The 24973-nt window shown below is 68.9% G+C and carries 23 protein-coding genes and 1 pseudogene; 6 read left to right on the top strand and 18 right to left on the bottom strand.

Features of this window, described 5'->3' with window-relative positions; all coding sequences use genetic code 11:
• Nucleotides 1-210: 210 nt before the first annotated feature.
• The 11 genes from AC08OQ_RS02080 to recG all read right to left on the bottom strand — a co-directional run bounded on the left by AC08OQ_RS02080 (nucleotide 211) and on the right by recG (nucleotide 9774).
• Nucleotides 211-408: a hypothetical protein gene (locus AC08OQ_RS02080; RefSeq protein ID WP_462202741.1), complete on the bottom strand. Its 198-nt coding sequence runs from the start codon at nucleotides 406-408 to the stop codon at nucleotides 211-213.
• A 213-nt stretch (nucleotides 409-621) separates the two neighbouring features.
• Nucleotides 622-933 carry an acylphosphatase gene (locus tag AC08OQ_RS02075; RefSeq protein ID WP_035731396.1) on the bottom strand — a complete coding sequence of 104 codons (312 nt, stop codon included), beginning with the start codon at nucleotides 931-933 and terminating at the stop codon, nucleotides 622-624.
• Nucleotides 934-1340: 407 nt separating this feature from the next.
• Nucleotides 1341-2111, bottom strand: coding sequence for a DUF2786 domain-containing protein (locus AC08OQ_RS02070; protein ID WP_462202743.1), 771 nt, complete (start codon nucleotides 2109-2111; stop codon nucleotides 1341-1343).
• Nucleotides 2112-2333: 222 nt separating this feature from the next.
• Nucleotides 2334-3305 (bottom strand): bifunctional DNA-formamidopyrimidine glycosylase/DNA-(apurinic or apyrimidinic site) lyase, encoded by a 972-nt coding sequence (mutM, locus tag AC08OQ_RS02065; protein ID WP_476600573.1) that lies wholly within the window; start codon nucleotides 3303-3305, stop codon nucleotides 2334-2336.
• Between the two features lie 114 nt (nucleotides 3306-3419).
• Nucleotides 3420-4232, bottom strand: coding sequence for a ribonuclease III (gene rnc, locus AC08OQ_RS02060; protein WP_462186108.1), 813 nt, complete (start codon nucleotides 4230-4232; stop codon nucleotides 3420-3422).
• On the bottom strand, nucleotides 4229-5290 hold the full coding sequence (locus AC08OQ_RS02055; protein WP_462202744.1) for a phosphate starvation-inducible protein PhoH: 1062 nt from the start codon (nucleotides 5288-5290) through the stop codon (nucleotides 4229-4231). The genes rnc and AC08OQ_RS02055 overlap by 4 nt, the downstream gene beginning before the upstream one ends.
• 6 nt (nucleotides 5291-5296) lie before the next feature.
• Entirely contained in the window at nucleotides 5297-5467 is a 171-nt protein-coding gene (rpmF, locus tag AC08OQ_RS02050) for a 50S ribosomal protein L32 (protein ID WP_011437979.1), read from the bottom strand.
• Nucleotides 5467-6078 (bottom strand): YceD family protein, encoded by a 612-nt coding sequence (locus AC08OQ_RS02045; RefSeq protein WP_476591574.1) that lies wholly within the window; start codon nucleotides 6076-6078, stop codon nucleotides 5467-5469. The genes rpmF and AC08OQ_RS02045 overlap by 1 nt, the downstream gene beginning before the upstream one ends.
• 445 nt (nucleotides 6079-6523) lie before the next feature.
• On the bottom strand, nucleotides 6524-7012 hold the full coding sequence (gene coaD, locus AC08OQ_RS02040; RefSeq protein WP_011437981.1) for a pantetheine-phosphate adenylyltransferase: 489 nt from the start codon (nucleotides 7010-7012) through the stop codon (nucleotides 6524-6526).
• On the bottom strand, nucleotides 7009-7566 hold the full coding sequence (gene rsmD, locus AC08OQ_RS02035; protein ID WP_476600575.1) for a 16S rRNA (guanine(966)-N(2))-methyltransferase RsmD: 558 nt from the start codon (nucleotides 7564-7566) through the stop codon (nucleotides 7009-7011). Before rsmD ends, coaD begins: the two co-directional genes overlap by 4 nt.
• A gap of 12 nt (nucleotides 7567-7578) precedes the next feature.
• On the bottom strand, nucleotides 7579-9774 hold the full coding sequence (recG, locus tag AC08OQ_RS02030; protein WP_476600577.1) for an ATP-dependent DNA helicase RecG: 2196 nt from the start codon (nucleotides 9772-9774) through the stop codon (nucleotides 7579-7581).
• Between the two features lie 246 nt (nucleotides 9775-10020).
• Between recG and rpmB the strand changes: the two genes are divergently transcribed.
• A complete protein-coding gene (rpmB, locus tag AC08OQ_RS02025; RefSeq protein WP_011437984.1) occupies nucleotides 10021-10209 on the top strand; it encodes a 50S ribosomal protein L28 in 189 nt (62 codons plus the stop codon).
• 121 nt (nucleotides 10210-10330) lie between these two features.
• Nucleotides 10331-11464 carry a D-alanine--D-alanine ligase family protein gene (locus AC08OQ_RS02020; RefSeq protein WP_476600579.1) on the top strand — a complete coding sequence of 378 codons (1134 nt, stop codon included), beginning with the start codon at nucleotides 10331-10333 and terminating at the stop codon, nucleotides 11462-11464.
• Nucleotides 11465-11541: 77 nt separating this feature from the next.
• On the opposite strand, the gene AC08OQ_RS02015 is transcribed toward AC08OQ_RS02020, so the two are convergent.
• Nucleotides 11542-11991, bottom strand: a complete 450-nt coding sequence (locus AC08OQ_RS02015; protein ID WP_462186113.1) for a DUF3515 family protein — start codon at nucleotides 11989-11991, stop codon at nucleotides 11542-11544.
• 164 nt (nucleotides 11992-12155) lie between these two features.
• Nucleotides 12156-12389 carry an Lrp/AsnC family transcriptional regulator gene (locus AC08OQ_RS02010; protein WP_011437987.1) on the bottom strand — a complete coding sequence of 78 codons (234 nt, stop codon included), beginning with the start codon at nucleotides 12387-12389 and terminating at the stop codon, nucleotides 12156-12158.
• 232 nt (nucleotides 12390-12621) lie between these two features.
• On the opposite strand from AC08OQ_RS02010, the gene thiD reads away from it, so the two are divergent.
• Nucleotides 12622-13470, top strand: a complete 849-nt coding sequence (gene thiD / locus AC08OQ_RS02005; RefSeq protein ID WP_476600581.1) for a bifunctional hydroxymethylpyrimidine kinase/phosphomethylpyrimidine kinase — start codon at nucleotides 12622-12624, stop codon at nucleotides 13468-13470.
• A gap of 109 nt (nucleotides 13471-13579) precedes the next feature.
• Nucleotides 13580-14962, top strand: a complete 1383-nt coding sequence (gene murA, locus AC08OQ_RS02000) for a UDP-N-acetylglucosamine 1-carboxyvinyltransferase (protein ID WP_476604442.1) — start codon at nucleotides 13580-13582, stop codon at nucleotides 14960-14962.
• A 54-nt stretch (nucleotides 14963-15016) separates the two neighbouring features.
• Here murA and AC08OQ_RS01995 read toward each other — a convergent pair whose 3' ends face one another.
• Nucleotides 15017-16027 (bottom strand): NAD(P)H-dependent glycerol-3-phosphate dehydrogenase, encoded by a 1011-nt coding sequence (locus AC08OQ_RS01995; protein ID WP_476599831.1) that lies wholly within the window; start codon nucleotides 16025-16027, stop codon nucleotides 15017-15019.
• Between the two features lie 54 nt (nucleotides 16028-16081).
• On the opposite strand from AC08OQ_RS01995, the pseudogene cofC reads away from it, so the two are divergent.
• A pseudogene (gene cofC, locus AC08OQ_RS01990) lies at nucleotides 16082-16987 on the top strand (2-phospho-L-lactate guanylyltransferase); the annotation flags it as partial.
• Nucleotides 16988-17073: 86 nt separating this feature from the next.
• Here the strand turns inward: cofC and AC08OQ_RS01985 are convergent.
• Nucleotides 17074-19518 carry a putative bifunctional diguanylate cyclase/phosphodiesterase gene (locus tag AC08OQ_RS01985; protein WP_476599833.1) on the bottom strand — a complete coding sequence of 815 codons (2445 nt, stop codon included), beginning with the start codon at nucleotides 19516-19518 and terminating at the stop codon, nucleotides 17074-17076.
• 315 nt (nucleotides 19519-19833) lie between these two features.
• On the opposite strand from AC08OQ_RS01985, the gene AC08OQ_RS01980 reads away from it, so the two are divergent.
• The gene (locus AC08OQ_RS01980) at nucleotides 19834-22035 is read left to right on the top strand and encodes an RNA degradosome polyphosphate kinase (protein ID WP_476599834.1); all 2202 of its coding nucleotides are present in this window, start codon (nucleotides 19834-19836) and stop codon (nucleotides 22033-22035) included.
• A gap of 21 nt (nucleotides 22036-22056) precedes the next feature.
• On the opposite strand, the gene AC08OQ_RS01975 is transcribed toward AC08OQ_RS01980, so the two are convergent.
• From AC08OQ_RS01975 to leuC, 3 genes are all read right to left on the bottom strand, one after another.
• Nucleotides 22057-22341, bottom strand: coding sequence for an HU family DNA-binding protein (locus AC08OQ_RS01975; RefSeq protein ID WP_011437995.1), 285 nt, complete (start codon nucleotides 22339-22341; stop codon nucleotides 22057-22059).
• Between the two features lie 516 nt (nucleotides 22342-22857).
• A complete protein-coding gene (leuD, locus tag AC08OQ_RS01970) occupies nucleotides 22858-23445 on the bottom strand; it encodes a 3-isopropylmalate dehydratase small subunit (RefSeq protein ID WP_476599836.1) in 588 nt (195 codons plus the stop codon).
• A gap of 83 nt (nucleotides 23446-23528) precedes the next feature.
• On the bottom strand, nucleotides 23529-24926 hold the full coding sequence (leuC, locus tag AC08OQ_RS01965; RefSeq protein ID WP_462186121.1) for a 3-isopropylmalate dehydratase large subunit: 1398 nt from the start codon (nucleotides 24924-24926) through the stop codon (nucleotides 23529-23531).
• Nucleotides 24927-24973: the final 47 nt, after the last annotated feature.

The following is a 24973-nucleotide window of genomic DNA, read 5'->3' as shown; positions in this document are numbered from 1 at the left end:
GCTTAACTTCGAAGAGCCACTATAGAGCCGCCAAGGTGATCCGAGACACACAGGCAACATCACTGGACAGAGACGAGCCGGCAAGAGAACGACCGATCCGACGATCTCAGCGACCTCGGTGATCATGACACCCGCAGAAACGGAGCCTTGCCCACGTAACCGGGCATACCCACTATGAGGGGGCGCCTCCCCGGGAAACGCCCCGCCAGCTCAGCTGAACGCCGGTTCAGCGTCGAGCGCCCGGACATCCTCCGGCACGTCGACACCACCCACCAACGCCTCGTTGACTTCACGTACTCGAGCCAGTTCTGCCTCGAGCTCCGCTACACGGGCACGAAGCCGACGCACCTCGTAAGAGAGACGCAAGTCGCCGCCGGAACCGACGTGGCCAAAAAGGGCCTTCGCCATAGTGATGGTCCTCCACGATGAGTGACCTAGTGGGTGTCAGACAGCACAAGATCCGAACAGATCAGAGTGCGCCCCAAACAATGACTCCAGGCTCCCACGTCGAGTGACCGAAAGTCAAGAGCATGCCACATGCTCCCGAGCCGGTCCGGTGAACATGTAAAAAGCGGACGGTCATCCCCACGACAGTTCCGACAACACAGCGTCTGCAACCAGTCACTTTCGCCGGAAGTCGGTCAGATCGCTCTGCGCCACCTGCCACACAGCCTCCACCCTGTCCGTCCGCCCAGGGGTGTGACCCGTCATCAACAAGTGCAGAAGGTCACGACAGGCCGGCTCCGGCCCTTCCGCAACCACCTCGACCGCCCCGTCCGGGAGGTTGGTGGCGGATCCGACCAGGCCCAGGCGCCGGCCCCGGGTACGCACGTAGTCACGAAAGCCGACGCCCTGGACAAGGCCGGCGACCCGGGCAGTGAATCGGACCACGGCGTGTCCGGACTCCCTCTGCTCCGCGGATACATCGCTCATCAGCACGGTAGGGTACTAGCCATTGTGGATACCACATACTTCCCAGACATGGCAGGCCGACCGAGAGGGACACGGCGACAGGATGATCATCGACTGGAACGGCCGGACCGGCCACGTTTCCGCCGCCGGTCCGCTGCCGTGCTACTCGCGTGTGGAGCTCTCGGCTCGGCACTCCTTCTCAGCGGTTGCGGCCAGAACTTCTCCCAGGACGGCGGCACGCTACCCGCCCCGCACGCGAGCACCGATGGTGACCGCCAGGTGACCCCGGAGCCGGTCGACAGCGCAGACAAGATTATTGGTCCTGGCTACGCCCCGCCGCGTACCGCAGGGCCTACCCAGACAGCGGTGCCCAATCTGCCGGGCGGCAAATAGTAGTCAGTACCACTCATAACTACCACCCCTACGATTCACCTCATGCCGATCGCCGGTGAGACGCGGCTGGACACCCGGTTACCCAGACCAAGATCAGCCCGCTCGCCGGCCTGGTAGCCCGCACGACCGCCGCTCCCGGAGAGCTGGCGTGTCCTTGGCGCTCGCAACCTAGGGTAGACGCTTGCCAGGTGCGCATCCACCCGCTGGCTTCGATTCGCCAGGACGACGCCCACCGACGGCGTCGTCGAGGGCCCGTCTGATCCGTTCTCCCGGGTCTGCTTCTGCTGGGTCTGCGCCCGCTCCCGGGCCATCCGCTCCGTCCTGGTCAGTCTCTCCGCCACCGCCACCGCGAAGCCGGCCATCCACGACCGACGAAACGCCCGCGGGTCCTCCCGGCGTGGCGGACGGGCGAGAGCCAACCCCTGTGCCTGCTGGACCAGCAACGAGGTAAACAACATCTGCACGCGGTGGATATCCGCATCCATCCCGAACAGATGAGCGGAGTGCCCCGTCCCCACTGCACGCTGCTCGGTCCGGTACACGAGCCGACAACCAAGCGGTGCGGCAATGCCCGCGAGCAACGAGATCTTGTCCCGGGCATAGGGCGAATCGACGGCCACCACCAGGTCAGCCGCCTCGACGCGGTGCGGCGACGCCTCCTCGACCAGCGCGCGGTCGATCCCGTACTGGGCGATCAGCTCGGCTGCCTTGCTGTTATAGGTTTCGCGGGCGGCTTCGCTCAGCCCCTCCGCCTCCGCCATCGCCAACAGCTTCCGTATACGACCGAGCAGGGCATCCGGATTCATCGCGCCTCCGTCCATGTCGCGTCGGGGGCAGGCCAGCCAACCGACGTGTCGGATGATGCCTCACCGATCCCGGCAGCCCGGTCTCGGCCCTGGACGAGGCGATAACTGTGAACGCCGCGGCAGGTCTGGCTCCCCACCGACTATCGCGGACGCCACGCCCGGCACCCCACCCGAGAGCCGCAGGCACCCGAGAGTCGCGGGATTCGAACGTGTGATCGAACCTTACCATCTGGCCCGCCCTGGGTGCGGCTGGCAGGTGGGGCAGGTGAAGCTCGACCGGTTCATGAAAGCGTCCCGGCGCACCGCGTCTCCGCATCGTGTGCACGGCCGACCCGCACGGCCGTACACCTGTAGCGACCGTTCGAACAGCCCGCTGACTCCGTCCGCCGACACGTACAGGCGGTCGAAGGACGTACCGCCCGCCTCGAGAGCCGCGGTCATCACCGTCCGCGCGCAATCCAGCAGCCTGCCGACCTCCGCCCGAGTGAGGGTCTCGGTCGGCCGCGCGTAGTGCAGCTTCGCGGCCCACAGGGCCTCGTCCGCGTAGATGTTCCCGACCCCGCTGACAAGTGTCTGATCGAGCAGGGCCCGCTTCACGCCGGTACGGCGTCGACGCATCCTCTCCGTGACGAGGCGCTCGTCGAAGGCGAGGTCCAGGGGATCCCTGGCGATGTGCGCGACGGGAGCAGGCAGATCCGCTTCCCCCACCGCGACCGCCAGGCCACCGAAGGTACGTTGATCCACAAATCGCAGTTCGCGTCCTCCGTCCGTGAAGACGAACCGGATCCGCAGATGCTTCTGGTCGGGGGTGGCGGGTGGAACGACGAGCAACTGTCCGCTCATCCCGAGATGGGCGATCAGCGCATCCCCCTGGGCCGGATGACCTGGGGGCAGGGCAGGCGGAGACATCTCGGCCAGCACGGCAGCTGATTCCTCCTCCGGTGGTTCTTCTGGAACCACCGGAGCGCACGCCGCATGGTCTACCGGCGGCTGAAGCACCAGCCACAGATACTTGCCGCGACGTCGTGCCGCCGTTATCCGGCAGCCGACGAGCAGCGCCGAAAAGTCGGCGGCACCGGCCAGATGACGGCGCACCGCACGAGGATGGTGGACGTCAACCGATGCGATGACGCGACCGACGACACCACGTTCCAGACCGCGGCGAACAACCTCTACTTCGGGGAGTTCTGGCATGATCTCCGGTCATCGGGCCGGGTCAGTGGGATGACACCGGACCCTCGACGTGGCTCGATGAATCTGTCGCCACCACTGAGGAAGCGAATCGAGGCAACGGGTGATCATCCGCTCTCACGGGCCCGAGACCCGATCGTGATCGAGGCCGCCGATGGCGGACTTCTCGTGATCTCCGCCGACGACATCCACGCCCGAACCGTCCTCCCGCCCCAGGGCCGACCGTTCCTCGAGAACCGCGAAAGCCGCGGCGGCCGCCCGCTGCTCAGCCTCCTTCTTACTTCCCCCTTCGCCCTCGCCCAGTGGCTCTCCCGCGATCCTCGCGTAGGCGGTGAACCGCTTCGCGTGGTCCGGACCGGCCTCCTCGACGACATATTCAGGCGGTCCGAGAGCCAGCACCGCCGTCTGTTCCTGCAGTGAGGTCTTCCAGTCAAGCCCTGCGCCCCGGCCGGCGGCCTCGTCCAGCAGGGGATCGAAGAGACGGTGCACGAAACCGGAGGCCACGTCGAAGCCTGAGGACAGATAGACCGCCCCGATGATGGCCTCGAGGGTGTCGGCGAGAATGCTCGCCTTGTTGCGTCCCCCGGTGGTCTCCTCCCCCCGGCCCAGCAGTAGGTACGGACCGAGCCCGGTGGGTCCGATCCCCCGTGCCACGTCCGCGAGAGCCCGCATGTTCACAACCGAGGCCCGCTGCTTGGCGAGCTGCCCCTCGGGAAGATCCGGGTGGCGGATGAACAATGCCGCCGTCACCACCAGACCAAGCACCGCATCGCCCAGGAACTCCAGGCGTTCGTTGGTGGGCAGGCCGCCCTTCTCGTAGGCGTAGGAGCGGTGGGTGAGTGCGCGGTCGAGCAGCTCGGGGTCGATGGCGACCTCGAGTACCTCGATCAGGCCGTCCCGCGGCGGCGGGGGTGGCAACTGGCGGGTCATCCGACCAGCCCGGCCAAGGCCCGGCGATGCGCCACCAAGGTCGCCATCGCCGCTCGGGTCCGAGAAGCCAGGTCCACACGGACCGCGGCCGACGCCGCCCTCAGCGCCGCGAGCAGCCCGACTGCCTGGCTGTCGCCGGCTTCACCCGGCGCCCGCTCCGCGTGGACCGCGACACCATCGACCCCCAGCACGATCGTTCCCCCCCGCACATCAGGATCTTCCAACGTTCCCCATCCCGGATCCAGACCGGCCCTGGGCGGGTGCCCCGTACCCCGATGAGATTCCCACCATCGCATCCCCCGGATGACGGACATCAGGACATCTCCGGTGAATCCGTCGGTGACCGCCACGTCGACTCCGCGGCGATGATCGATCCTCTGGCCGTCGCCCGGCTCGCCCGTCCACGGAGCCGCGAGGAGCCGATCAGCCGTCAGCGGGCCGACATAGTGCAGATCAAGCGATCGGAGCAGCTCGTCGGCGGCTCGCCGCAAGGTGTCGGGGATCGCTGGACGCGCCGTCAGAAGCCCGACGCGAGGAGCGTCGACGGCGAAGCGAACCGCGGCGTACGCGCTGCCCGCGACCGCGAACTGGGCGAGTTCGTCCGCCGTCACATCAACCGTCGCCCCCGCGTCACACAGCACGACGGGGGCATTCGACCCGCCGACAATCGAGGCGAGGGTGGCCCGCGTCGCCCCGGGTAGCAGACCGTAGGTGAACTGAGCCGAGGCGACCACGGCTTCGGCCGGGGCTACCGAGACCATCGCATCGGCATGTCCGTCGCGGACCAGGCGCGCCGCTACCCGGACGCCGGAGTCCCGACGTGCTCGCACTTCACGCAATGCCTCCGGGCCCGCCGAAACGCCGCGAGCGGCCGTGGCGAGCAGAACGCGCTCGCCTGGCACAATTCCCAGGCGAGCAAGGTCATCCCGGACGGCGTCACCGGATGTCACCAGAGTGAGCACCAGATGCGGATCGGCGTCGAGCGCACTGGGCAATGTCTCGAGGAGAGGCCCGGAAGGGGACCCCTCCCCCACCAGGTCAACAGCGATACGTGTCACACCGGGTCAGACGTCAAGCACCTGACGGTCGTTGTACCGGCCGCACGTGCCACAGACGGTGTGCGGCCGGATCACGTGCCCCCGCGAGCACTTTGCGAGGGTCGGCACCTTGGCCTTCCACTGCGAACGCCGGGACCGGGTGTTGCTGCGCGAGGTGCGCCGCTTCGGGACGGCCACTATTCCTTCTCCTTGCTCTCATGAGGGTCGGTGCGACCCTTCTCGGTTCCCGTTGCTCCGCTGTCGGCCAGCGCGGACAGCGCCGCCCATCTCGGGTCGGATCGCGCATGGGAATGTCCAGGCTCGACATCGTCGAGACGCACCCCGCAGTCCACGCAGAGTCCCGCACAGTCCGGGCGGCAGATGGGTGACAGCGGAAGGTTGAGCACCAGGGCATCCCGCACCACGGGCTCGATGTCCGCATGATCATCGATTAGTACCCGAGCGTCTTCGTCGTCACCCAGGTCCACGGCTCGGTCAGGGTAGTAGAACAGCTCGCGAAACTCGACCATGCTGGCCTCAGACACGTCGTCCAGGCAGCGCGCACATTCACCCCGAAGCGGCGCCACGACGGTCCCGCTGACCAGAACACCCTCGATCACCGATTCGAGACGCAGGTCCAAGGTGGCGCTCGCGCCAGCCGGCACCCACATCATCTCGGTTCCGAGACCGGCGGGAAGTTCCGCCTCCGCCCGGACAAGCCGCATCGACCCGGGCCGCCGACCGAGCTCACGGGTGTCCAGCACAAGGGGACCCTTCGGGGTCCGACGGCGAGAGTGGGATCCAGTCATGGCGGCAGTCAAATTCACATCTACGTCAATGTCAGGAAGCCCGGCCGAAACAGGGCCTTCGTGGTGGTATAGCTACCCGGCGTCGCTGACGACGGAGGCGGCCCGGCGTCGACGGCGCCCTGGACCCTCCCAGAGGCCTGGACCCTCCCAGAGGATCGACGAACAGACTCCAGCCAGTCAGCTACTGCGAGCCGGTCAGCTACCGAGCCGGCTAACTACCGAGCCGGTCAGCTACTGCGGTCCTAGCCTATCCGATCGGCGCCGCGGACGATCCGATCAGGCTGCCGAGATCTCCGGGCACCCGAGCCCGGCGGGCGGCGGACCTCCGCCCAGGAACCCACTCGGGCACCGCTCACCCCCCCCGCGACCGGCCCGGAGCCCGGACGGTCGGGAACGGCGGGAGAGCCCGGCGGAAGTCGGTCGGCGGCTACCCACCCGGCGGGAGTTACTGAGCGAGACGCTCACGGAGCTGTTTGAGTACCACATCGGGTACCAGCCCCGACACATCGCCCCCGTAACGCGCGACCTCCTTCACCAGGCTGGAGGACAAAAAAGCGTATTGCGGGTTCGTGCTCATGAAAAGAGTCTCCACGCCCGCAAGCGAATTGTTCATCTGCGCCATCTGAAGCTCATAGTCGAAGTCGCTGACCGCACGCAGTCCTTTGACGATCGACTGGATACCCCTGCTCCGACAAAAATCGACGATCAGCCCGTGGGACGCATCCACCAGGACGTTGGACGGCGCCATCGGATGATCACGCAGGGCCTCCCTGATGAGCTCCATCCGCTCGTCGACGGTGAACAAGGTGACTTTGTTCTTGTTGATCGATACGGCGACCACGACCTCATCGAAGAGTCTGCTCGCTCGGACGATGATGTCGAGATGACCGTTGGTGATCGGATCAAATGAACCGGGACAGGCTGCCCTCCTCATGATCGAATACCGTACCAGAGAGCGCCCTCCCCGTACCTCCGGTCGCGCAGCGCACACAACCCGTCAGGCCAGGCGACCGGGCCCGAGCGGTGCGATCTTTCGACAACGCAGACACTGTCCGCAGTCAACCAGGCGGCCGCCAGCAGCTTTGACAGCACTTCGCCGAGTTCCGAGTCGCGCATCGCGTACGGCGGATCGAGGAAAACCACGTCGTAGGGATTACCCGAGGCGTTCTGCACCACACGCTCTACCGCGGCTTGCACGATCTTCGCGCCCGACAGTCCCATCGCTGTCACGTTCCGCCGCAGAGTGCGTATCACGACCGGATCGCGGTCAACGAGAAGGGCATGAGCGGCACCCCGAGACAGCGCTTCCAGACCGACCGCACCAGATCCGGCATAAAGATCGGCAACCCGAGCGCCCCGCAGATCCAGGCAGGTCGACAAGGTGTTGAACAATCCCTCACGGGCACGTTCCGAGGTCGGACGGGTGGTTGTCCCGGGTGGAACCACGAGCCGCCGACCACCCGCGGTCCCACTGATGATGCGCGTCATCGGGCCACCCGGTCATCCCTTCTCGAGGAAGGCGACACTGGTGTCGTCGAGAACCGCGTCGAGCAGCCGGCGCAGTGCGGGATGCCGGTCCAACCCGGGGTCGTCGTCAACCAGGCGACCGGCCTCCGCGCGTGCGTCGCGGATCAGGTCCTCGTCACGAAGAAGTTCCAGGAGCTTCAGGGATCGTCGCCCGCCGGACTGAGCGGCCCCAAGCACATCGCCCTCCCGACGCTGCGCGAGGTCGAGACGGGCCAGCTTCGCCCCGTCGCTGGTGGCGGCGACCGCGCTGAGCCGCTCCCAGGCGGGGGATCCCGGCTCGGCCGCTGTATGCAGAAGACACCAGCCGGGCGCGGTGCCCCGGCCGACCCTCCCGCGCAACTGGTGCAGCTGGGACACACCGAACCTGTCCGCGTCCAGGACGACCATCACTGTTGCGTTCGGTACGTTCACTCCCACCTCGATGACGGTGGTGGCGACCAGCACGTCGACCTCGCCGGCCGCGAATCGGTTCATGGTGGCCTCCCGCTGCCCGGGTGCGAGACGACCGTGCAGTGGTTCAACCCTGAGATCCGCAAGATCGCCATCCACCAGCAGGGGCAGCACCTCACACACTGTCGCAGCTGGTCGGGACGCTCGCGGATCCGGACCAGCCGCCGAGGATCCGGCGGGGTCATCCTCCCCGCACTCATCCTCCCCGCCCGCACCGATCCGGGGACACACGACATAGGCCTGATGCCCGGCGGCCACCTCATCGCGGATTCGTCCCCACATCCGATCCGTCCAGGATCTCTGGCTCGCCGGCACCACGAACGTCCCGATGGGAGAGCGTCCCGCCGGCAGTTCAGTGAGCTCGGAGACTTCGAGATCACCGAACACGGTCATCGCGACCGTCCGGGGAATCGGCGTCGCGGTCATCACAAGAAGGTGGGGAGGACGTCGTCCACGCGCTCGCAGCGTGTCCCGCTGTTCGACGCCGAAACGATGCTGTTCGTCAACGACGATCAGACCAAGATCGCTAAAGATCACCTCATCGTGCAGCAGGGCATGAGTGCCGACCACCAGACCGGTGGAACCGTCTGCGATCTCCGCCAGAGCCTCCCGCCGCGCACGCGCCCCCATCGATCCGGTGACCAACGTCACCCGCGTGGCCCGATGATCGGCTCCTAGTTCTCCTGCCCGGGCCAGGTCGCCGAGCATCTCCCGGAGGCTTCGGCTGTGCTGAGCGGCAAGAGTTTCGGTGGGCGCCAGGAGTACCGCCTGACCGCCCGTGTCGACCACGGTGAGCATCGCCCGCAGGGCGACCAGTGTCTTGCCCGAACCCACCTCTCCCTGCAGCAGGCGATGCATCGGAACGGGCCGACCGATCTCGGCCGCGATCGTCTTCCCCACCTCGCGCTGGCCCGTCGTGAGGGGGAAGGGCAGAGCGGCGTCGAACGCCGTCAGTAGACCATCCGGACGCTGCGGCCGGGGTGTCGTCGCCATCGCCTCCACCTCACGACGCCGTTGGGCCAACGCCACCTGCAACACCAGAGCCTCATCCCAGGTGAGGCGCCGACGACCGGAGGCGATCTCACCACGGTTCGCGGGCTGGTGAACCAGCCGGAAGGCCTCGGCCAGAGCGGGCAGGCGGTACCGGCTGCGGAGATCGTCCGGCAGCGGATCCTCGACGGGATCGAGAGAGTCCAACGCCAGCCGGACGCACCTCGCCAGCGTCCAGCTCGGCACCTTGGCGGAGGCGGGGTAGATCGGAACCAGCGCGTTCGCGAACGGCGCACCGCTGGCGGCTTCCCCGCTCTCCTCGGGTTCGAGGAGCTGGACCTCCGGGTTGGTCAGCTGACGCCGCCCGCGGAACTCGTCGACCTTGCCGGCGAACAGCGCGGTCGTCCCGGGACGGAGGTCACGCTCCCGCCAGCTCTGATTGAAGAAGGTCAGCGACAGTGAATGCCGGCCGTCCGTCACCGTCACGCGCACCATCGACTTCCGGGTGCCGCGCATCGGGCGGCGTTCTGTCTTCTCGACCCGGGCCTGGACCGTCACCGTCTCACCGACGACGAGGTCCGCGAGGTCCGTCAGCTCGCCTCTCTCGTGGTACCGGCGGGGCAGGTGCCCCAGCAGATCACCAACCAGCCTCAGCTCCAGGCCATCGGCCAAGAGGGCGGCGGCACGCGCGCCGACGAGAGCCTTCAGGGGCGTGTCGAGGTCGACCACATCACCGATAGTGCACCGGACCACCGACAGTACCGAGGCCCACCGGCTCCCGCCGCATCATCTGGGCCACAGAAGGTGGGGTAACCTCAAGCGGGTCATCGCTACGCGCGTCCCCCGGCGGCGCCGTCGGGGTTGCGGGTTCCGGGTTGCGTACGATCCTGGTTCTGAGTCCCCTGACGTCCCGGGCACGCCTACCGGGACCAGTACTACTTCGACTTCGGCTACTACTTCGACGGAGTGTTTCTCGTGTCTTCGGTGTGTGACGTCTGCGGCAAGGGGCCGGGCTTCGGTATGTCGGTCTCCCACTCCCACCGACGCACGCGCCGTCGGTGGAACCCCAACATCCAGACCGTGCGCACGGTCGTGGGCGGGACCCCCAAGCGGCTGAACGTCTGCGCTTCCTGCATCAAGGCGGGCAAGGTCTCTCGCGCCTGAGCCCTCCGGCCGGAGGGGGCGACACCGGACGCGGGCCTCCCGCGGACGTCGAGGCGGAGCACGGCCACATCCACGTCGGGTACGGTGCCGGTCACCGACGCCGATCCGTTAGTGTCCCGGCATGGCAGGCTCCAGGCGTCGGATTCGGCTCGCCCTCCTGTTCGGTGGCCGCAGCACCGAACACGCGATTTCCTGTGTATCGGCCAGCGGCGTACTGCGAGCCCTGGATCGTGACGTCTACGACGTCGTCCCGGTCGGCATCGACATGCATGGCCGCTGGGTCATGCTGCCGGACGACCCGACCGCCCTCGCGGTGACGGGAGACCGGCTGCCCGCCGTCGTCGCGGCCCGCGGTGAGAGCGTCGTCCTGGCCGCGGATCCGACGACGCCCGGTCTGCTGCCGCGCCGCCCCCGCGGCGGCCTCGACGCTGCCAGGAGCACCCTCGGGAGCGGCGACACCCTCGGGGACATCGACGTGGTCTTCCCGCTGCTCCACGGCCCCTTCGGGGAGGATGGGACGGTCCAGGGCCTCCTGGAGATGGCCGGCCTGCCCTACGTCGGCTCCGGGGTGTTCGCCAGCGCGGCCGCCATGGACAAGCAACACATGAAGGCACTGCTGCGGGCCGCCGGCCTTCCCGTCGGGTCCTACGCCGTCCTGCGGGCCGGTGACACGCTCACCGGGGCCGACCAGGAACGGCTGGGGCTGCCCGTCTTCGTGAAGCCCGCGCGCGGCGGGTCGAGTATCGGGATCAGCCGGGTCGATGCCTGGGCGGACCTGGACACCGCGATCAAGGCAGCCCGCGCCAGCGACCCCAAGGTCCTGGTGGAGTCGGCGATCGTCGGCCGCGAGATCGAGTGCGGGGTCCTCGGAACTCTGGACGGCCCCGGTGCCGAGGCGAGCGTGCCCGCCGAGATCATCGTCACATCTTCGGCCGGCTTCTACGACTTCGAGGCCAAGTACATGTCCGACGCCACCCACTTCGACGTCCCGGCCAATTTGCCCCACGCGGTACGGGAGGAGGTGCGGAGAGTGGCAATCGCGGCATTCGAGGCCTTGGACTGCGCCGGGCTCGCGCGGGTTGACATGTTTGTCACGGCTGACCACCATGTGATCATCAACGAGGTCAACACGATGCCCGGTTTCACCCCTACCTCGATGTTCCCGCGGATGTGGGAGGCGAGCGGGGTCACCTATCCGCAGTTGGTGGACCGGCTCGTCAGGCTGGCCCTGCGCGACGGAGCGGGGCTGCGCTGACCGCCCGGCACCTCACGCCACCCGGGCCCGTGACGGCGCAGAGGCGTTCCGCCGGGCGGAATGGCCGGGAGCTCGTCTCAGGATGTCGTCGACCTGCTGTGCGCCCGCACGGCGGGGGCGACCGAGACGAGTACCTCGAACGCCTGCACGTCGGCGGGCAGGATGAGAACCACCTGGGGCTGCCGCGTCGGAGTGGAATAGCGCACCGTCGTCCCGCCCAGGTCCTCGGCAAACCACCCCACATCGTCGACGACGGACAGCATCGCATCGGGACGGTAGCTTGCCGGAAGACCCGACGCGCCGCAGGTGAGCACCACCGGCGTCGCGCCGTAGGCCGCTGCCGTGGTCTGCGGGGGGTCCAGTGCCCGGCGGTCGAGGTCGTCCCCGAGCGACGGGGGAAGGTCGTGGACCAGGTCCACGCACGACGAGCGGGCCGACTCCGCGGGAATCGGCACGTTGGTCAGCCGGATCGATCCGGGACCGCCGCATCCGACCAGCGCGAGCAGGACCCACGAGGCGACGAACACCGGAGACCGACCTGACCGCCCCGGCCGGCGCCTGCCCCCTGCCGGGCGCCCGCCCCACTCGGCTTGCTCACCACCGGTGGCCATGTCCCGATTCTGGCGCGCCACCGGCGTCACCGGGTCCCCCCGTCCCGGAGCCGACCTGACCCACGTCGGGACGGAGAAGCTCAGAAGTGAACAACCGGGCAGGTCAGCGTGCGGGTGATGCCGTCGACCGACTGCACTCTCGCCATGACCATCTTCCCGAGGTCGTCGACGGTGGCCGCCTCCGCCCGGACGATGACGTCATAGGGGCCGGTGACGTCCTCGGCCTGAGTGACCCCGGGGATCTGCTCGATCTCCTTGGCAACCGAGGAGGACTTGCCGACCTCGGTCTGGATAAGGATGTACGCGTGGACCACAGACGCTCCCTCGTCGGACGTCGACAGCCCGTCGAGCAGAACTACGGGCCGACAGAAGGTAACAGGCAAACGGCCCGGATGAGAGCCTCCGAGGTCGAGGAATTTACTCAGATCGGCCGGCGGCGACCGACTGAGGGGTCGCCCGGCCTCATCCGGAACCCCAATCGTGGGGGTCAGCTGGTCGGCTCGGTACCCGGTTGTGATGGCAACCACGACGACGCTACCCAGAGCGATGAATAGGAGACACGCGAACGCTCGGAGTATCCGGAGCGAGCCGCCGCCGGGACCGAGCCCCGCCCCGCCCCGCGTACTGACGATCGCCGGATCGGATTCGGGCGGCGGCGCGGGCATCCAGGCGGATCTCAAGACGATGCTCGCCCTCGGCGTCCATGGCATGAGTGCGATCGTCGCGGTGACGGCACAGAATTCCCTGGGCGTCCATGGTGTGTGGGATCTCCCTCCGGAAGCGGTCCGAGCCCAGATCAGAGCGGTCGTGGCGGACATCGGGGTCGACGCGGTGAAGACGGGGATGCTCTCCTCCGCCGCACTGGTCTCGTTGGTCGCCGCCGAGCTCTCGCGGCTCGACGTGCCCGTCGTGGTCGATCCGGTCAGCGTCTCCAAGCACGGCGACCCCCTGCTGGCCCCGGAGGCGGTCGAGGTGGTCCGTACGGAGCTCATGCCCCGTGCCACCATCGCCACACCGAACCTCGACGAGGTACGTCTGCTGACCGGGGTGGAGGTGCGGGACATCGCCGGCCTGCCCAGAGCCGCCGAGGCGATGCTCGCCCTGGGCCCGCGCTGGGTGCTGGTGAAGGGCGGGCATCTTCCCGGCGACGCGGTCGACCTGCTCACCGACGGGACCACCGAGGTCGTCCTCCGAAGCCCCCGCCTGGACCGGCGGCACACCCATGGCACCGGCTGCACGCTGGCCTCCGCGATCGCCGCGCACCTGGCGCAGGGGCGTGGTCACGCCGAGGCCGCACAGTCCGCCAAGGCCTACGTCAGTGGCGCCCTGGCCAGCGGCTTTCCGCTCGGCGCGGGGATCGGCCCGGTAGACCATGGCTATCGTCACCGTAGGTAGCGGCCTGAGAGTCGGGCTCGGGCCGCGCCGGTGGCGTCTGGTTCAATCGCCCCGCCGCACGTGACCTGACGCACGTCACGCATCCGCATCATCACCGTGGAGGTAGCCCGTGGGGGCGCACAGCTCGGGAGTGGTACCATCCACCAGCACGGACCGAAGATGGTACCGCATCGTCGGCGGTGCTCCGCTCACCGGCTCGGTCGAGGCGTCCGGGGCCAAGAACTCGGTCACCAAGCTGCTCGTCGCCACCCTCCTCACGCCAGAGCCGTGCACCCTGACCCGGGTGCCTCGGATCGCCGAGGTCGACGTGGTCTTGGGCATGCTCGCCGAACTCGGCACTCAGGTGGAGTGGCTGGACGAGCACACTGTGCGACTCGCCACCGAAAAGATCATCGACGCGTCGCTGTCCGAGGCCTACTCCGGGGTCAACCGGATACCGATCCTGATGATGGGCCCGCTCCTGCACCGCGTCGGCGAAGCCGTGATCCCGCTGCCCGGCGGTTGCCGGATCGGCAAGCGCCCCGTCGACTTCCACCTCGCCGGCCTGCGTGCCATGGGTGCAGAGATCGTCGAGCAGATACGTTCCGTCCAGGTCAAGACGCTGGGTCTGCACGGCACCCATGTCGCACTGCCGTTCCCGAGCGTCGGCGCGACCGAGAACCTGCTCCTGGCCGCGGTCCGGGCACAGGGTACGACCGTCATCTCGAATGCGGCGGTGGAACCCGAGGTCATCGACCTCATCATGTTCCTGCAGCAGATGGGCGCCCTCGTCGACGTGGAAGTCGACCGCACGATCGTGGTGCAGGGGGTCGGCGCACTGCGGGGAGCCACCCACGCCCCGATCCACGACCGCATCGAAGCGGCGTCCTTCGCCTCGGCCGCGGTGGCCACCGACGGCAGGGTGGAGGTGGTCGGTGCCCGCCAGGAACATCTGGCGACCTTCCTCAACCACCTCCGCCGGCTCGGTGGCGAGTTCGAGGTCACCCCGCGGGGAATGACCTTCTTCCGGGCCCGGCCGTTGACCGCGTCACATGTGCAGACCGACGTGCACCCCGGGTTCATGACCGACTGGCAGCAGCCCCTGGTCGTCCTGCTCACCCAGGCCGGGGGTGCCTCCGTGATCCACGAGACGATCTACAAGGACCGGTTCGGGTACACCAGACAGCTGGCCGAGATGGGCGCCGACATCGCCCTGTCGACCCTGTGCCTCGGTGGGAAGGCCTGCCGGTTCGCGTCCCGGGACTTCGAGCATTCGGCGGTCGTGAGCGGGCCGACCTCCCTCACCGGCGGTGATCTGGCGATCCCCGACCTGCGCGCCGGCTTTGCCTACGTGCTGGCCGCGCTGGTGGCCGACGGCACCAGCGTCATCCGCGGGACCCGTTTCCTCGAACGCGGTTACGAGGACCCGGTGGGTAAGTTGCGCTCGATCGGAGCGCTCATCGACACGCAGGCCGTGGGTTCGCCCCCCGGCACCGACCACGCCCCGGCCTGACCGGAACGATGGTGCTGCCGGGCCAGGCGCGGGCAGGTCAGGCGCGCGGGCAGGTCAGAGACGGAGCCGGTACTCCGGGCCCGGCTCCCGACTCATCAGATCCTTGACGGCCTCCATCGGAGGAAGACCCTCATAGAGGACCCGTTCGACCTGACGGGTGATCGGCATGGAGACGCCCAGGTCATCGGCCATGGCGAGCAGGGGGCGGCAGGAGCGCACCCCCTCGGCGACCTGCTGCTGTTCGGCCTCCACCTGCGCGAGCGTGAGGCCACGCCCGAGTTTCTCGCCGAAGGTGCGGTTGCGCGAGAGCGGGGAGCCGCAGGTCGCCACGAGATCCCCCAGTCCCGCCAGTCCCGCGAAGGTCATCGGATCGGCACCCAGCGCGACCCCGAGTCGGAGGGTCTCGGCCAGGCCGCGCGTCATCAACGAGGCGAGGCTGTTGGTGCCGAAACCCATTCCCTCCAGCATGCCGGCAGCCAGCGCGATGATGTTCTTGATCGCTCCGCCCAGCTCGCAGCCGATCACGTCGGTGTTGGTGTAGGGGCGGAAATAGGCCGTCCAGCACGCCGCCTGGACGGCCTCCGCCGTGCTCGTCGAGGTACTGGCGATCACAGTCGCCGCCGGCTGCTCGGCGGCGATCTCGGGCGCCAGATTCGGACCGCTCACCACCGCGATCCGGTCCGGCGACACGCCCGTGACCTGCGTGATGACCTCGCTCATCCGCAACTGACTGCCCACCTCCACCCCCTTCATCAGACTGACGTAGACGGCGTCGGGCCCAATCAGGGGCGCCCATCCCACGAGGACGGAGCGCAGCGCCTGAGACGGTACGGCCAGCACCACGAACTCCGCGCCGGCCAGCGCCTCCCCCGCGTCGGACATCGCGCGCACCCGGTCCGGCAGCTGGATCGCCGGCAGATAGCGCGGATTGACATGGCGGGTGTTGACCGCCCGGACGATCTCAGGGTCACGGGCGACCAGGTTGACCCGCGCTCCGGCATCCGCGAGGACCTTCGCGAACACGCTTCCCCAGGACCCGGCCGTAAGCACCGCGGCCCGTCTCACCTCGTCCCCCGGGAAACGTCCGGCCGAGCGCGGGGAGCGATCGCAACCCCGACGATGGGTACGAGGAAGGCGACACCGATCGAGGCGTTTTCTACCTTGTGGCGGGAATCGACAATAATTGTGCCCTCCGGATGGATCGCGCGCATGGTACCGACGTCCGGCCGGCTGGACACCTCGCACCTCGCATCCCGCCGCGTCCTCACTCTGACCGTAGACGCCGATCTGACGGGTACCACGCAGGATGCGCCGCATGCCGGGGACGCGCCACGGCTCCGGCGTTCAGCCCGCGCCCGGAGGACCCGGGGCACCACGGGGTCGGCATGGCCTATGGTCGCCTTCGTGTGGCTCCCACGAAACGGAGTGTCCTGGACAGTCGTGCTGCCGCTGAAGAACCTCACCCGGGCGAAGACCCGGCTGGACCGCCCCGACCGGAGCCGGCTGGCCCTTGCGATGGTCTTGGACACGGTGACGGCGGTACTTGAGTCCGAGACCAGTCTGGTCGGCGCCGTGATGATCGTGACGAACGATCAGACGGCCGACCACGCTCTGTCGGCTCTCCCCAATCTCCACTATATCGGCGCAGATCGACCGGACCTTTCCCCGGCTGCGAGGGGTGCTCGGCTCGTCGTGATTCCGGACGAACCCGACCGAGGTCTCAATCCCGCCCTGGTGCACGGCGCCGCGCTGGCCTCGGCCCGCTGGCCCACCCGTGCGGTGGCTGCCCTCTCCGCCGACCTTCCCGCGCTGCGCCCCCCCGAGCTGCATCAGGCGCTGTCCGAGGCGAGCCAGCACCGTCGCGCGGTTCTCGCCGACGCGGCCGGAACGGGAACCGTTCTGCTGACCGCGTCGGCCGGCGCCATCCTGCAGCCCGCATTCGGACCACACAGTCACGCCACGCACCGTCGCTCCGGAGCGGTGGATCTGACGGGAACCCTCGGTGGCTCGGTACCGGGACTGCGACGTGACGTCGACACGCTGGCGGATCTGGCGCAGGCCCGGGACCTGGGGGTGGGCTGGGCCACCAGGGCGACGCTGACCGCCGGGTATCACTCCCCGCTCGCGGCGGAGGACTCCGGCGGACCCGGCGGCGAACCGGGCACCTCGGCGGAGCCAGGGCTGTCCGTACCGCCGGGGATCGTAGGCGGAACCCAGCGCCGGATCGTGAGCGACGCGAGCGGACCAGGTCGGGCGAAGAAGTATCCCTGACCCAGCTCGCAACCCAGCTCCTCGAGCTCGGCGATCTGTCCTTCCCGCTCGATGCCCTCAGCCACGACGACGGCACCGAGGGCGTGCGCGAGACTGATCATCGATCGACGCATCGTCGCCACCCGGTGTCCGTCCCTGGGCAGTTCGAGCAGCGTCCGATCGAGCTTCACGACGTCCACCGGCAGTTGATGGAGGGCGGCCAATGTGCTGTGGCCGGCACCGACGTCGTCGAGCGCGACCGCCACCCCCAGCGCACGAACCTCGTTCAGCACCTCGCGTGCGCCGCGCAGATCGTCGATCCGGCTCGTTTCGGTGATCTCGACCACCAGCCTGCCCGGGTCGAATCGACTGGCCGCCAGCGCCTGGGCGACGCTGTCGAGCAGCATGGTGTCGGCAACCCTGCTGGCTGAGACGTTCACGTGCAGCCGCAGTGCCGAGGCCGGGTACGCCACGGCGACCTCCGCGCAGGCCTGGGTGAGGACCATGTCGTCGAGGGCGCCGACGATGCCGCCGTCCTCCGCGGCCGCAACAAAGGTGCCCGGTGGCACCGGTCCACGCCCCGGCTCCGTCCATCGGGCGAGCGCCTCCAAGGCGACCGGACTGCGATCGCGCAGCCGCACGATGGGCTGGTAGTGCACGTCGAAGCCGGCCGACCGTCCTCCCCTGCGCAGGGCGGTGGCGAGGGCGTCGGCGAGGTGCGTGCCGGCGCTGGGCGGGCACAGCCCGGGCCGGTAGACCACCAGACGGTTCTTTCCCGTTCGTTTTGCCGTGTGGACGGCTGTGTCGGCCCGCCGGAGCAGCGCCTCGGTGGTCTCCTGGGTCCGACGCGCGACGACCAGCCCCACACTCCCGCGGACCGGCCAGAGGTGACCGGCGGCCGGCGCCGGCTGGCGCAGCGCGGCCAGGACCCGTTCGGCAACGGTCTCGGGCAGTTCCCGCCCACCGTCCAACAGCACGGCGAACTCGTCGGAGCCGAGCCTCGCCACAGTGTCCGACGTGCCTACGCAGTGTCGTAGCCGTTGCCCGACCGCGCGCAGCAGATGATCACCCGCGGCGTGCCCGAGGCTGTCGTTGACGACCCGGAAGTCGTCGAGGTCGCAGTACAGAACGGCCACGTCACGGCCGTCGTGGCGGCTCGCGGCGAGGGCGTCGGTGAGCCGCTGCTGGAACAGGGTGCGGTTGGCCAGCTCGGTCAACGGGTCATGGGATGTCCAGTGCCGCACCTCGTGTTCGGCCTCGCAGACCCGGCTCGCCAACCGCTGACTCGTCCGCAGGGTCGTCAGCTGCCGGACGAGGACGGTGAGGACGAGCGTCGCACCCCCGATGATCTCGATCGGATCGAGAACGACTCCGCCGTGGGCCCGCCCCAGCAGAAGCGCCGCGACCACGGCCGCGGCGACATAGGGTACCGCCGGCCACAGCCATCCGAGCAGTTCGCCGCGAACAGGCCATCGGCGGGGCCGGCGGCCGTTCTCCCGGCCGTCCTCCCGGCCGGCACGCGATGCCGCAAGAACGATCAACAGGGCGCCGGCGACCGAGCAGGAACCCGTCATCGTGGGATCACCGTCGTCGAGCTGAACGATCCACACGCCGACGACCGCGAGGCACACCAGTCCGGTTCCGGCGATCGCGATGGCGGGCAGATCCACCGGCTGCCGGAAGCCTGCCACGTGCAGGAATACGAGGATCAGCAGGAGCACGACGATCGGATGCGCAACCGCGAGGAGATGCTCCACCGGCTGCGGCGGGCGGGAGGAGTCCACTTCGTCGATCCCGGCGAGCACCCCGGACCAGGCGAGCAGGAACAGGGAGTTGCCGAGTATGACCTCGTCGAACGCGGTGGCCGGACTGGCGCGCGGATAGGCGGCGCCCGCCCCCTCGCCGCCCGCCCCGGCGACGCGGGTGAGCCGCGGGGAACTCGGCGGCCAGCGGTTGGTGCCCCCAGCGAGGCCAGCCATCCCTGCCGGCGCCAGCACGCCCGCGCGCGGTCGTGATCGACGCGCCCGACCCGCGGGAACAGCCGCGAAGGCGGCGAGCGCGAGGACCGGCATGGCGAGTTGGCCGACGTCGGTGAGATACCCGGCATCCGTCGCGGTCCGCCCTCCGACCGATGCCCCGTCCCAGCGGTGCAGCATCCATCCGGCCTGTCCGACCGTCCAGGTCGTCAGCGCGAAGGACAGCCATACCAGCCAGCGGCCCCGTACTCGACCGAGACGGCGACCGGCCCGGGCACAACTTAGTGTCGCGGTCAGGCCCGCGGCGATCGCGGCGGCGTCGACGAGCATCCCTCGTCCTGTCCTCCTCCCCCTGCGCCGGCCGCCTGGGGCAGTCGGCCACCTGGGGCAGAGGGATCCGACCGGACCACGGAAACGGCCGGCTACATCACGACAAGATACAAACGAGCGCGACGGCGCCCCTCGGCACCGTAGCGCGTGATCGCTATATCACAAAGAGTAGGCGGATACCTCGCGTGCCGCGCGGTCTCTGCCAGCGTCCGGATCGGGGTCAGACCGGCGATACGGGTCCCATCCGGCCCCCCGCTGCCAGAGATGCCGGATCGACGCTGCCGAGTCCATCGGGGGCTGGCACCATCTACAGGCATGAGCGAGCTGCTGGCGACCCATCCTGAACAGCCTCAGCGCAAGGCCCGCAGTGGCCTGCTCGAGCCTCTGGAGACGCCGCGCCAGCCGGCGCCGTCCGACCTGCCCGCCGGCCGCTTCATCAACCGGGAGGCGTCCTGGCTCGACTTCAACGCCCGGGTCCTCGCGCTCGCCGAGGACGTGTCCACGCCCCTGCTGGAGCGCGCGAAGTTCCTGGCGATCTTCGCCAGCAACCTGGATGAGTTCTTCATGGTCCGGGTCGCGGGGCTGATGCGACGCGAGACGACGGGACTGGCCGTCCGTTCCGCCGACGGGCTGACCTCCCGGGAACAACTCGATCTCATCAGCAAGATGACGGCCGAGCTCGCCCAGCGGCATTCGCGGTGCTTCACCGAAGAGGTGGGGCCGTCGCTGGCCCATGCCGGGATCAGCATCCGGTTCTGGTCCCAGCTGACCGAGACCCAGCGTGATCAGCTGCACCACTATTTCCACGAGCAGATCTTCCCGGTGCTCACCCCCCTCGCCGTCGATCCGGCGCATCCCTTCCCCTACATCAGCGGGCTGTCGCTCAATCTGGCCGTCCAGGTCCGTGAGCCGGGCGGGGAGGTCGACCGCTTCGCCCGGGTGAAGGTGCCCCAGAACGTTCCTCGGCTGATCCCCGTGGCGGTGGAGCCCACGGGCACGACCGGTGTCCCGGGGGGCTTGGCCCCCCAGGCGAGCGCATGCTTCGTCCCGCTGGAGGAAGTGATCGCCGCCCATCTCTCCCAGCTGTTCCCGGGCATGGAAGTGATCGACTCCCATCTGTTCCGGGTCACCCGCAACGCCGACCTCGAGGTCGAGGAGGACGAGGCGGAGGATCTGCTCCAGGCCCTGGAGCGCGAGCTCGCCCGGCGCCGGTTCGGTCCCGCCGTCCGCCTGGAGGTGGACGCCGCCATCGATAATGATTTGCTCATCCTGCTGATGCGGGAGCTGGAGATCACCGAACGCGAGGTACATCGGGTCGCCGGCCTGCTCGACCTGTCGACCCTGTGGGCTCTCTACGACCTCGACCGCCCGGAGCTGAGGGATACGCCGCGGGTCCCGATCACACATCCGCGGCTGACGACCGATGAGGGCGAGACACCGGACTTCTTCAGCGTGCTCCGGGAGGGCGACGTCCTCGTCCACCACCCGTACGACTCGTTCACCACGTCCGTCCAGCGGTTCATCGAGCAGGCGGCGGCCGATCCGCATGTTCTCGCCATCAAGCAGACGCTCTATCGCACGTCCGGGGACTCCCCCATCGTGGATGCCCTCATCGCCGCGGCCGAGGCGGGGAAGCAGGTCGTCGTCCTCGTCGAGATCAAGGCCCGGTTCGACGAGAGCGCCAACATCCGCTGGGCCCGCGAGCTGGAACGGGCCGGTTGCCACGTGGTCTACGGTCTCATCGGCCTGAAGACCCACTGCAAGACCTGCCTCGTGGTACGCCAGGAACACGGCGGCCTGCGCCGCTACTGCCATGTGGGTACCGGCAACTACAACCCCAAGACCGCTCGGCTCTACGAGGACCTCGGGCTGCTGACCGCCGACCCGGACGTGGGCGCGGATCTCACCGACCTGTTCAACGTCCTCACCGGCTACAGCCGGCAGACGGAGTACCGCTCGCTGCTGGTCGCCCCGCAGCACATGCGGGACGGCATCCTGCAGCGGATCGAAGCCGAGGCCCAGGCTGCCCGGGATGGCCGGGAATCCGGGATCCGCATCAAGGTCAACAGCCTCGTCGACGAGCAGGTGATCGACGCCCTGTATCACGCCTCCATCGCCGGGGTACCCGTGCACTGCCTGGTCCGCGGGATCTGCGCCCTACGGCCCGGAGTGCCGGGCCTGTCGGAGACGGTCCACGTGCGTTCGATCCTGGGGCGGTTCCTGGAGCACAGCCGGGTCCTCGAGTTCACCTCGTCCGGCGAGTTCTGGATCGGCAGTGCGGACATGATGCACCGCAATCTCGACCGTCGTATCGAGGCGCTCGTGCGCGTCCCGCACCCGGACCGGCGAGACACCCTGCGGCAGATGCTCGACCACGCGTTCTCCGACGAGGTGTCCGCCTGGGTGCTGCAGTCCGACGGCCACTGGGAACGACGCACGACCGGGCCGGACGACGTTCGCCTGTCGGACTACCAGCACGACCTGCTGGCCGACGCCATGCGGCGCGGGCACCGGTAAGCCCGGCGCCCGCACCGATGGTCAGTCGTTGCTCGCCGAGACGCTCGACTTGAACTCGGAGCCGGGCCGGAACTTTGGCACGACCGAGGCAGCGACGTGCACGGGCTCACCCGTCGCCGGGTTACGACCCGTGCGGGCGGCACGTTCCACCCGCTCGAACACGCCGAAGCCGGTGATGGTCACCTTCTCTCCGCTCGCGACGGCCTCCTGAATGGCGTCGAACACCGCGTCGACGGCCTTGGTGGCGTTCGACCGCCCGCCCTCGATCTGCTGGGCGATGCGGTCAACCAACTGGGACTTGTTCACAACAACCTCCGGACGCCCCCCGCGGGCGCGGGGTGGGGAGCAGATCGGGCATCACACTGCGCTGCACCGTAGGCATCTCCACTGTCGAGGGCAATTCCCGTGAGCGTGTCGCGTCACACAAACCCGCACGTCAACGGGTTCGCTCCGGTGGGCGACGGGATGCGTAGGGTCCGGCCGGCATAGCCCGTTCGGCAGATTCATTACGTTCAGTAGCGAGAATTGCCTTTCGGTTTGGGCGCAATGTCACCCTTTGGTAGCCGGATGCTCCCGGCCTCGCCGATACCACTCCGATGGGTAGCTGCCCGGACGCCAGCCGCGACAGTCGATTCATCCCCCTCGGAGACGATCAATTCCCCCCGATGCGCCCGCCACCCATCTCACCCTCCCGAATGTGAGATATGACACGCGCCACCGTGAACCCTCGGCCAGGACCGGATCCGACCCTGTCCCGGCGGATGGTGCGTACTCGGGAACCGGCGCACCCGGACACCGGTGACCGGGTGACAGCCCCGGGCGTTAGGCGGTGGTCGGCGACCAGGCGGGCCGGCCAGCCTCGAAAGAGGTGATCATCTCTTCGTGGCGAAGGGTCAGCCCGACGTCGTCGAGCCCCTCCATCAACCGCCAGCGGGTGAAATCGTCGAGGTCGAAGGTGGCCACCAGCCCCGCGCCCCGGACCTCGCGCGCAACGAGATCAACAGTGATCTCGATCGTGGGATCCGCCTCGACGGCGGACATGAGTGCCTCGACCGTCTCAGCCGGCAGCTGCACCGGCAACAGTCCGTTGCCGAGGGCGTTGCCGCGGAAGATGTCCGCGAACCGGGGCGAGAGCACGGCACGGAACCCATAGTCCTGCAGCGCCCAGACGGCGTGCTCCCGCGAGGAACCGGTGCCGAAGTCCGGGCCGGCCAGCAGGATCGACGCCGCGGCGTACACCGGGTTGTTCAGCACGAAGCCGTCGTCGGCGCGCCACTGCGCGAACAGGCCGGCGCCGAACCCCGTCCGCTCGATCCGCTTGAGCCACTCACTCGGAATGATCTGATCGGTATCGACGTCGCTGCGGCGCAGCGGCACCGCGCGCCCGGTGTGAATCGTGAACGCCTCCATCGCGGAAACGCTCCCCTCTCGAAGAAGTCGTGGATGAACGACGGTCGCCGTCGTGCGTGGACCGACGATCCACGCCGGGCGCGCTACAGATCCGCCGGAGCGGTCAGCCGACCGGTCACGGCGGTGGCCGCGGCGACCGCGGGCGAGACGAGATGGGTGCGCCCACCCGGCCCCTGCCGGCCTTCGAAGTTGCGGTTCGACGTCGAGGCACTGCGCTCGCCGGGCCGGAGCGTGTCGGGGTTCATGCCGAGGCACATCGAACAGCCGGCGCTGCGCCACTGCGCTCCCGCAGCCCGAAAGACCTCGTCGAGCCCCTCCGCCTCGGCCTGCGCCTTCACCGCCATGGAGCCGGGAACGACCAGGACCCGGACCCCCTCGCTCACCCGCCGGCCGCGCAGCACGTCGGCGGCGGCGCGCAGGTCGCTCAGGCGCCCGTTGGTGCACGATCCGATGAACACCGTGTCGACGGCGACGTCGGACAACGGGGTGCCGGGGGTGAGGCCCATGTAGGTCAGCGCTCGTTCGACCGAGGCCCGCGCGGCCGCGTCCGGGTAGTCGGCGGGCGCGGGAACCAGCGATCCGAGCGGTGCGGCCTGGCCCGGGTTGGTGCCCCAGGTGACGTAGGGCGTGAGGCTCACGGCATCGATCACGACCTCCCGGTCGAAGGCCGCGTCGGAGTCGGAGGCGAGGGTACGCCAGTAGGCCACCGCTTCCTCCCAGGCGGCACCGGTGGCGACATGCGGCCGCCCGGCGAGATACTCGAACGTGACGTCGTCGGGCGCGATCATCCCGGCGCGCGCGCCGGCCTCGATGGACATGTTGCAGACCGTCATCCGGCCCTCCATCGGCAGGGCCCGGATCGCCGCACCGCGGTACTCGATGACGTGGCCGGCACCACCGCCGGTGCCGATCCGCGCAATGATCGCCAGGATGAGATCCTTCGCGGTGACCCCGACGGGCAGGTCGCCTGCCACGGTGATCGCCGTCGTCTTCGGCCTGCGCTGCGGCAACGTCTGGGTCGCGAGGACGTGCTCGACCTGGCTGGTGCCGATCCCGAAAGCCAGCGCCCCGAACGCGCCATGGGTGGAGGTGTGGCTGTCACCGCAAACGATCGTCATGCCGGGCTGGGACAGCCCGAGCTGTGGGCCGACGACGTGCACGATGCCCTGGCCCGGGTCGTTCATCGGGTACAGCCGCACCCCAAACTCGGCGCAGTTCTTCCGCAGCGCCTCCACCTGAGCCGCCGAGATCGGATCGGCGATCGGCGCCAGCGTGTCGGTGGTGGGGACGTTGTGATCCTCGGTGGCGAGGGTCAGCTCCGGACGCCGCACGGGCCGCCCGGCCAGCCGCAGGGCCTCGAACGCCTGCGGCGAGGTGACCTCGTGAACCAGGTGCAGATCGATGTACAGCAGATCCGGTTCGCCGTCGGCGCGCCGCACCACGTGGGCGTCCCAGACCTTTTCCGCAAGTGTGCGCCCCATGGTCGACCCATTCTCCCCTCTTCTGGCGTGGCGATGAGCTTCCCTGC

This window comes from Frankia sp. CcCS3 (genome assembly GCF_977927575.1).
Note: the sequence above shows the minus strand (reverse complement) of the source record. Positions and strands in the feature narration are given on the sequence as shown.

Coding starts and splice junctions, on each gene's coding strand:
- thiD (WP_476600581.1), top strand. CDS start 12,622: ATGAATAGGAGACACGCGAACGCTCGGAGTATCCGGAGCGAGCCGCCG.
- AC08OQ_RS01985 (WP_476599833.1), bottom strand. CDS start 19,518: ATGCTCGTCGACGCCGCCGCGATCGCCGCGGGCCTGACCGCGACACTA.
- mutM (WP_476600573.1), bottom strand. CDS start 3,305: ATGCCAGAACTCCCCGAAGTAGAGGTTGTTCGCCGCGGTCTGGAACGT.
- rsmD (WP_476600575.1), bottom strand. CDS start 7,566: ATGACGCGCATCATCAGTGGGACCGCGGGTGGTCGGCGGCTCGTGGTT.
- AC08OQ_RS02075 (WP_035731396.1), bottom strand. CDS start 933: ATGAGCGATGTATCCGCGGAGCAGAGGGAGTCCGGACACGCCGTGGTC.
- AC08OQ_RS02045 (WP_476591574.1), bottom strand. CDS start 6,078: ATGACTGGATCCCACTCTCGCCGTCGGACCCCGAAGGGTCCCCTTGTG.
- rnc (WP_462186108.1), bottom strand. CDS start 4,232: ATGACCCGCCAGTTGCCACCCCCGCCGCCGCGGGACGGCCTGATCGAG.
- AC08OQ_RS02070 (WP_462202743.1), bottom strand. CDS start 2,111: ATGAATCCGGATGCCCTGCTCGGTCGTATACGGAAGCTGTTGGCGATG.
- AC08OQ_RS02080 (WP_462202741.1), bottom strand. CDS start 408: ATGGCGAAGGCCCTTTTTGGCCACGTCGGTTCCGGCGGCGACTTGCGT.
- leuD (WP_476599836.1), bottom strand. CDS start 23,445: ATGGAGGCGTTCACGATTCACACCGGGCGCGCGGTGCCGCTGCGCCGC.
- AC08OQ_RS01980 (WP_476599834.1), top strand. CDS start 19,834: ATGAGCGAGCTGCTGGCGACCCATCCTGAACAGCCTCAGCGCAAGGCC.
- AC08OQ_RS02020 (WP_476600579.1), top strand. CDS start 10,331: ATGGCAGGCTCCAGGCGTCGGATTCGGCTCGCCCTCCTGTTCGGTGGC.
- coaD (WP_011437981.1), bottom strand. CDS start 7,012: ATGAGGAGGGCAGCCTGTCCCGGTTCATTTGATCCGATCACCAACGGT.
- leuC (WP_462186121.1), bottom strand. CDS start 24,926: ATGGGGCGCACACTTGCGGAAAAGGTCTGGGACGCCCACGTGGTGCGG.